7 protein-coding genes are annotated in these 6,320 nt (G+C 58.4%); 2 read left to right on the plus strand and 5 right to left on the minus strand.

Annotated elements, in window-relative coordinates; genetic code table 11:
- From NW815_RS11980 to NW815_RS11990, 3 genes are all read right to left on the minus strand, one after another.
- A partial coding sequence (locus NW815_RS11980; protein WP_414416057.1) for a TPM domain-containing protein occupies positions 1–441 on the minus strand: 441 nt, incomplete at its 3' end.
- Positions 442–586: 145 nt separating this feature from the next.
- Complete coding sequence (locus NW815_RS11985) at positions 587–1,318, minus strand: lipoyl protein ligase domain-containing protein (RefSeq protein WP_414389137.1); 732 nt, start codon at positions 1,316–1,318, stop codon at positions 587–589.
- A gap of 17 nt (positions 1,319–1,335) precedes the next feature.
- Entirely contained in the window at positions 1,336–1,800 is a 465-nt protein-coding gene (locus NW815_RS11990) for a YbjN domain-containing protein (RefSeq protein WP_414328810.1), read from the minus strand.
- Between the two features lie 221 nt (positions 1,801–2,021).
- Here NW815_RS11990 and NW815_RS11995 point away from each other — a divergent pair, with 221 nt between their 5' ends.
- On the plus strand, positions 2,022–2,777 hold the full coding sequence (locus NW815_RS11995) for a 5'-methylthioadenosine/adenosylhomocysteine nucleosidase (protein ID WP_414357952.1): 756 nt from the start codon (positions 2,022–2,024) through the stop codon (positions 2,775–2,777).
- A gap of 63 nt (positions 2,778–2,840) precedes the next feature.
- Here the strand turns inward: NW815_RS11995 and NW815_RS12000 are convergent, their stop codons facing one another.
- Positions 2,841–3,794, minus strand: a complete 954-nt coding sequence (locus tag NW815_RS12000; protein WP_414389135.1) for a PspA/IM30 family protein — start codon at positions 3,792–3,794, stop codon at positions 2,841–2,843.
- A 329-nt stretch (positions 3,795–4,123) separates the two neighbouring features.
- On the minus strand, positions 4,124–4,942 hold the full coding sequence (locus NW815_RS12005) for a hypothetical protein (RefSeq protein WP_414389133.1): 819 nt from the start codon (positions 4,940–4,942) through the stop codon (positions 4,124–4,126).
- 85 nt (positions 4,943–5,027) lie between these two features.
- Here NW815_RS12005 and NW815_RS12010 point away from each other — a divergent pair, with 85 nt between their 5' ends.
- Complete coding sequence (locus NW815_RS12010; protein WP_414389131.1) at positions 5,028–6,290, plus strand: class I SAM-dependent methyltransferase; 1,263 nt, start codon at positions 5,028–5,030, stop codon at positions 6,288–6,290.
- The last annotated feature ends 30 nt before the right edge of the window (positions 6,291–6,320 follow it).

Consider the following 6,320-nt stretch of genomic DNA (forward strand, 5'->3'; position numbering starts at 1 on the left):
CCCATCGCGAAACTTGGGCAGGATCTGCTGGTCGATAATCTGCTGGACTCGGCTGTCGGGGAGGATAGCGACCAGGCCCCTGCCCGTTTCGATTTCCACCCGCCGATCCCCTACCGAGATGAGAAACAAAACCCCGTTGTTTTGGCCTGCCTTGCCGATCCCCCAGTAGTTAAATAGCTGCGTGGTGAAGTCTTTTGGTGTTGCATATCCCTGAGTATTCGGCACGGTAACCACTGCCATCTCGGCACTGGTGCGCTGCTCAAGCTGAGTGATAAGACGGTTGAGCTCGTTTTCGGTGCTGCTGCTGAGGATGTTGGCGGTATCGGAAACCCACCCTCCATACTGACGGCGGGGGTTGGGCACTTGTTCAAGGGTAATGGCCCAAGCGGGCTGCGGCAGCAGGGATACAACTAGCAAAACTGCCGCCCAAACTTTCGGCATGGCTTACCTGGCTGAGCGCTGCCTAGGTTCTAGCACAGCTGTCTCGGCTAGACTGGCAGTCCTTTTCCCAGGGAGAGAGGGGAGTTGGGGAACGGTTGAGACAAGCCGCTTCTTGTTGCTGGTAATTGTTAACAGCAACCGGCCCTCAGTCCGGCCAAGGGAGCCAGGCTTCTTCTTGCCATTCCACTTCAAAGCACTCCCGGGCGGCCTGGAGAAAATGTTCGATCAAAGCAGGGATCCCTGGCGCCGTGGGGCAAATGTCGTAGATACCAATCACCTGCGAGCCGGGCAGATACCGTTCCCACAGCTCTAGATTGGGTTGCAATAGGAGGGATCCCTGTTGCAGGATCCCCCAAGGTTGCCACAGTTGGGCGTTGCCCATCAGCTTTTTGCCCTGCCAGCTCAAGTCAGCACGGGTACGGGAGGCAAAGCAACTGGTCTTGTTGCGGTAGCCGGGATCCCGGTGGCTTCGGCCGTGAGCAAAAGCGGGCTCATCTATGGCAATGCCCAGCTCCGCCAACCCCTGCACCCAAAAGCGGCAACAGAAGTCGTACACCCAGGCCCGCTGCAAACTGGGCAACCTGGCTTGCAAGTAAGAAAGGGGCAACACCAAGCTGTAGGTCAGCTCTGCTGCATCCTCAGCCGCCTGATGGAGCACCGCCCTTCCCCCCGTGGGTCGGCGCACAATCGGGATCCCTGGCAGGGGATCTGGCCAAACCTGGTGCCGTCCCAGCGAGAGGGTAAGCTGATCCCAGCCATAAAAGCGCAGGCAGGGGTGAGGGTCATGGCGCAGCCGCTGCAGAAGCCAGGCATCCTGCTCCATTTGCCAGGCCCCAGAGGCCACGCGGTAGGGGAGCCAGTATCCCTGGGATCCCATCCTGGCAAAGCCAGACCTTAAACTTTGGGGAACTCCGCCTGGAGGGGCTCATCATATTCATCGGCCAAGCTGGCCACAATGGTGATGGCCCGGGAAATTTCGCCCGCTGTGATCCCTTCCAAGGTGCGGTAGTGGTTCAGCACCACCTGGTTGTTCCAAATGCAAAAACGCGCCTCTAGGGTGTCGCTCCAATTCTTCTCCAGGAGCTTCTGCATCAGCTTGGCCGGTTCTGCCACCGGCAGAGAGAGAACGGGAGACCATACCAAAAGGGTGTCTTCTGGGGATTCGCCGCTCAGATGGACGAACACTTCTGCCGTGCCGTAGGTGAATTTCCAGGTGTGTCCCTGCTCATGGTTTTCGTAGGCCGCATCCTCTTTGAGGCTGGAAACCACCGCCGAGACAACCTCAACGCAGCGAAGGGGCTCTGGAAAAACCTCTGGCGAAGGGTTAAAGGTGCTCATGAGCGGCTCACTGTAGACCATGGTCTTCCCCCTATTCCCTATCCAACCACCTCAACTATACCGCTATACCGCCTAAGACTCCGACCTATCCGGTCATCGCTTTGGGATCCTCAACTCAGGCGAGAATGAAACCGTTGGCAATGGTTCACTAAGTGGCCGGACAGGTGAGGGCAAGCGATCCCCCCCGCCAACTGGAGAGAGAGCCTGTTCAAAAGTCTTTCGAAGAACCTGAGGGAAGCTCTATGGAATCTCCATCTCATCTCCCCCAGAAAGCCATTGGTATTCTTGGAGCCCTGCCCGAGGAAGTGGCCATGCTCACCGCAGCAATGGAAACCTGCTCCATCCATACCCATCTGGGGCGACAGTTCCACCAGGGATCCCTGGCGGGGCAACCGGTGGTGGTGGTACAAGGTGGGGTGGGCAAGGTGCGGGCGGCAACCACGGCGGCTCTGTTGGTGGCCCATTTCCCTTTGCAGGGGATCATTTTTACCGGTGTGGCCGGGGCCTTGGCCGATCACCTGCACATGGGAGATGTGGTGCTGGCCCATGCGGCGATTGAGCACGACTTTGGCACCGGACGACCCGAGGGCTTTGTCTTGGGGATCGACTTTATCCCAGAGCTGCGCCACCCACTGGCCGAGGCCGATAGCGCCCTCTACGACCTGATTGTGGCCCATCCCGAGCGGATCCCTCTCCACCCCCTACAAGGCCGGGATCCCGTCATCCATCAAGGCTTGGTGGCCACCGGCGATGTGTTTGTGGCCGACGCAGACCTACGCCGACAAATCCGAGAACGCACCGGCGCTTTGGTTGTGGAGATGGAGGGGGCAGCCGTGGTGCGAGTAGCGCAAGAAGCCGGGATCCCTTGTTTGCTGGTGCGCTCGGTTAGCGATGCAGGGGACGATACGGATTTCTTGAGCTTTTTTCAAACAGCAGCGCTCAACTCGGCCGCAGTCGTCCGCACCATCCTGCAAAGTCTGCCCCCGTCCTTGCCTTAGCCCGACTGTGGGGATCCGGGGATCCCCTTTCCCAAGGAAGAGTTGGGCTGGATCGCGTTGGCGTCAGTTGTTCATCTCCCGCTCCAGTTTGGCCATCGAGATCTGGCTTTCTAGGCGGGAAATGCCTTCGCGAAGGGTTGCCACCTGTGCTTCAACTTCATCCAAAGATTTGCGAACCGCTTCTGCTGCGCTCATGTGCTGGTTGCGCCGAACCAAAGCCTCGCGGGCAAGGTCATCCTGGTTCTGTTGGCTGGCTTTCTCAGCCCTGACAAACCAATCTTCGGCCTTTTGCAAAATTTCGTCGTACCGCCGTTCCAGTTGCTTGCGACTGGCCAGGGCTGTGGTCAGGCTGCGCTGCAATTGTTTCAGATCCCGCTCCATCTGCCGGATGCTCACCCTTTGTCGGCTGGGCTTTCTCCACAGCACCTTGCTCAGACCCACCATCACCACCGCAGTAGCAATCCCCACACCCGCAGCCGCCGCCGGATTTTCACGAATCAAAGAACCATCCAAAACATTGACCCCCGCAAAGGCCGAGGTTTGCGTGGCCGTCTCCCGAAACTCCCAAGGCATCACCGGATTGCGTTGCTGCCAGAAGCCTAACCGCGCCGCTTGGGCCGCCTCTTGGGCTTCTAGGTAGCGTTGCCGATTGGCCCCGTGCAAAAAGCGCTCGTAAACCACCGCCTGACCCTGGCGCAACATCTCCAAATTCACCAAACCATCGGCGTTGTACACCTGGGCAATGTGAAGCCCTTCCGGTGTGACATAGAGGGTATCCACCTGCACCAGGGATCCCGTCGGGAGCAAGTTTTGCAGAGCCTCTTGGGATAGCCGCCCCCAGCGCCCTTGGGTCAGCTCCGGCGCATCCACATAGGCCAGACGGAAACGGGTTGGCCTGCCGTTCAAGTCCGCCCAGAAGGTATCCCCATCCACCACCGACCGCACCCGGGCCGTCCCGGAAGATTGTGCTGCCGCCGGAAGAACAAGCCAACTGCCCGAAAGGACAGCCACAGTCATCAGAAGGGAAGTTCTTGAGGTCATGGGGGTCACTCCTATTGTGCAGAACAAGAACAAAAGTTAAGAAATAATAAGATAGAGAAGTTTGGGGGAACAAACCGGAATCCCAGAGCGTCCTTGGGGATTGCCGTGAGGCTGGCTGCTGCTCTTCCCTGGCAAAGGCAACAGAGCCAGCTGCTCCCTACGTCGGAAAAGCGAACCTCTCCCACGAAAAGCTGCGGCTCTCGAAGAGTCGGCTCGTGGGGTCGGCTTAATTTGGGTTAGAGTTTAGCTCACCTTTTGGGGCAACGTCACAGCCCTAAGGCGCAATCTTTGTCCCCCGGACCAAATCACAGGCGCAAGCGATAGGGTTCTTCGTCGGGGAAGTCGGGCAGAGGAGGGGGCAGGATCTCGATCTCCCCCGTAGGCAGCGTTTGCAGCACCGTACCCAATTGGGCCAGTTGTTCCAGGACGTACAGGCGGGTATCCCGGTCGGTGGTGGAGTTATACACGCTCAGCCAAACATCGAATTGGGAACGGCGGCTGAGAGGACTGCGGGCGATGTTATCTCCTAGTTGACGAAATTCATCTCCAGGCAGGCCCACCTGCTCTCGCCAGGCAGCAGCTTGGTAGTAATCGGTGCGGCCCGCTTCCGCGTCCCCCAGAAACATAAAGTTAAGTAGGGCGCGATCCACATAAAGTCGCCAGGCGTCAGGGTTGTTTTGGGGGTTGAACTGCTGCAAGCCGCGATCCAAAATCTCGACGGCTTTTTCCGGCTGGCCGGCCCGATAGGCCAACACCAAACTGGAGAGCCGGTAGCCCAAGAGGAAATGGGGATCCAGCCGCAGCATGTGATCGAAGTAGTCGTAGGCCAGGCCATAGCCAGTCTGGGTGCGAGCCGGTGCATCCCCGTAGTACTGGATCAGCTCCAGCCACAGCCAGGAAGCCCCCAAGTTACGGTAGCCCAGCCACCCCAGCGTATTGGCCAGGGCAATGTTGCGGTTTTTGCGGGCCTCGGCATTTTCCAATTCTCCCAGATTGATCCGCTCCAGCATCGGCAACTGCAGCCGCACCACCAGGATCCCACACAGAAACGCCCCCCCAACGGCGGCCAGAGTGCCTGCCAGGGAGAAGCGAGAGCGACGACGGGGCAAGGAAGCAGTAGCCATGGCAAGTTTTTTGCGGATCCCTGAGGCTGTCGCGACCAGGGCTACACTCAATCATAAATTGAACCGTTGAGCCTTTCCCCTGCCTATGGCCAGCTCTGCCCTCTCCGCTTTGGAACGAGCCTTGAGCCTTTACGAGGCTCTGCCCTACCCTAATGTGCCCCTCTCGCAGACGGCTCGCAATGCCTTGCCGGAGATGTTTAAGATGAGCTACACCACGGCTCAGTACCTGCGCACCCATACCATCGTCCCGCCAGAGGGCAAGGTGTTGTTGAATGCCGGCTGTGGCTCCGGCTGGGAAACGTTGATGATGGCTGAGGCCAATCCAGGGGCCCAGATCGTTGCCTGTGATCTGTCTCCGGCTTCGGTCAAGCTTACCGAGGAACGCCTGCGCCACCACGGCTTCACAGATGCCGAATTTTATGTCCTCAATCTGCTGGAGCTGGATCGCCTGGGGATCCAATTCGATTTCATCAGCCTCAATGATGTTTTGTATTTGCTGGAGGATCCCACCGAGGGCCTGCGGGCGATGAAAAATGTCCTCAAGCCCGATGGCATCATCCGGGCCAATCTCCACAGCCGCTACCAACGGCAGGTGTTTTTCCGCCTGCAAGAGGGGTTGCAAAAGGTGGGGCAATTTGACGTTCCGCCAGCAGTAGGGGCCAAGAATGTGCGGGAGTTTATGGGATCCCTGCGAGAAGAAGTGGCCCAGGCGGTGCTCTGGAACCCGGCCAACTATGCCGAAGATGCGGCCATTATGAATAATTACCTACTCTCCAACGACAAGGGGTTCACGATCCCCGACCTGTTTCGCATGTTGCAGCAGGCGGGGTTGAGCTTTTTGAGTTTGGTGGATAGGCCCGACTGGTCGGTGGAGTCTTTGTTTAAAGAGGTGCCTGAGTTTGTGCGGCAGCGGTTGGCAACCCTCAGCATCATGGAGCGGCTGCATCTGTATGAACTCCTTCGCCCTGTCCATCGCCTCATCGACTTTTGGGCGGAGCATGCCGGCTCTTCGCCGGTGCTGCCTTGGAGTGACGAAGATTGGCTGTCGGGATCCGTACAATTCAATCCCCTGTTGATGGACAACCCCCGCTTTCGCCAGGAGTACAGCAAAGCCCTGCAAGAGAAGCGGCCCTACGAAATGCAGTGGACAGGGGCCACCCACGGGCGGATCAGCATCCCTGCCGAGAAAGTGAGCTGGTTGGCGCCACTGCTCCAAGGGCCAACGCCGGTTCGAGAGCTGATTCAACAGGCCGTCCAGTTGGGATCCCCAGATGAAGAACGAACAACCGCTGAGGTGCTGACCTTCCTAACCAACCTAGAAGACTTTCTTTTTTTGATGCTGCAATAGGCAGCTGATACATTTACGCTGAACACTGCT

This window comes from Synechococcus sp. R6-7, from assembly GCF_047461695.1.
Lineage (GTDB): Bacteria > Cyanobacteriota > Cyanobacteriia > Thermostichales > Thermostichaceae > Thermostichus.

Excerpts from the sequence above, each read along its gene's own strand:
- NW815_RS11985 (WP_414389137.1), bottom strand. The coding sequence starts at position 1,318 with ATGGGATCCCAGGGATACTGGCTCCCCTACCGCGTGGCCTCTGGGGCC.
- NW815_RS12000 (WP_414389135.1), bottom strand. The coding sequence starts at position 3,794 with ATGACTGTGGCTGTCCTTTCGGGCAGTTGGCTTGTTCTTCCGGCGGCA.
- NW815_RS11995 (WP_414357952.1), top strand. The coding sequence starts at position 2,022 with ATGGAATCTCCATCTCATCTCCCCCAGAAAGCCATTGGTATTCTTGGA.
- NW815_RS12005 (WP_414389133.1), bottom strand. The coding sequence starts at position 4,942 with ATGGCTACTGCTTCCTTGCCCCGTCGTCGCTCTCGCTTCTCCCTGGCA.
- NW815_RS12010 (WP_414389131.1), top strand. The coding sequence starts at position 5,028 with ATGGCCAGCTCTGCCCTCTCCGCTTTGGAACGAGCCTTGAGCCTTTAC.
- NW815_RS11990 (WP_414328810.1), bottom strand. The coding sequence starts at position 1,800 with ATGGTCTACAGTGAGCCGCTCATGAGCACCTTTAACCCTTCGCCAGAG.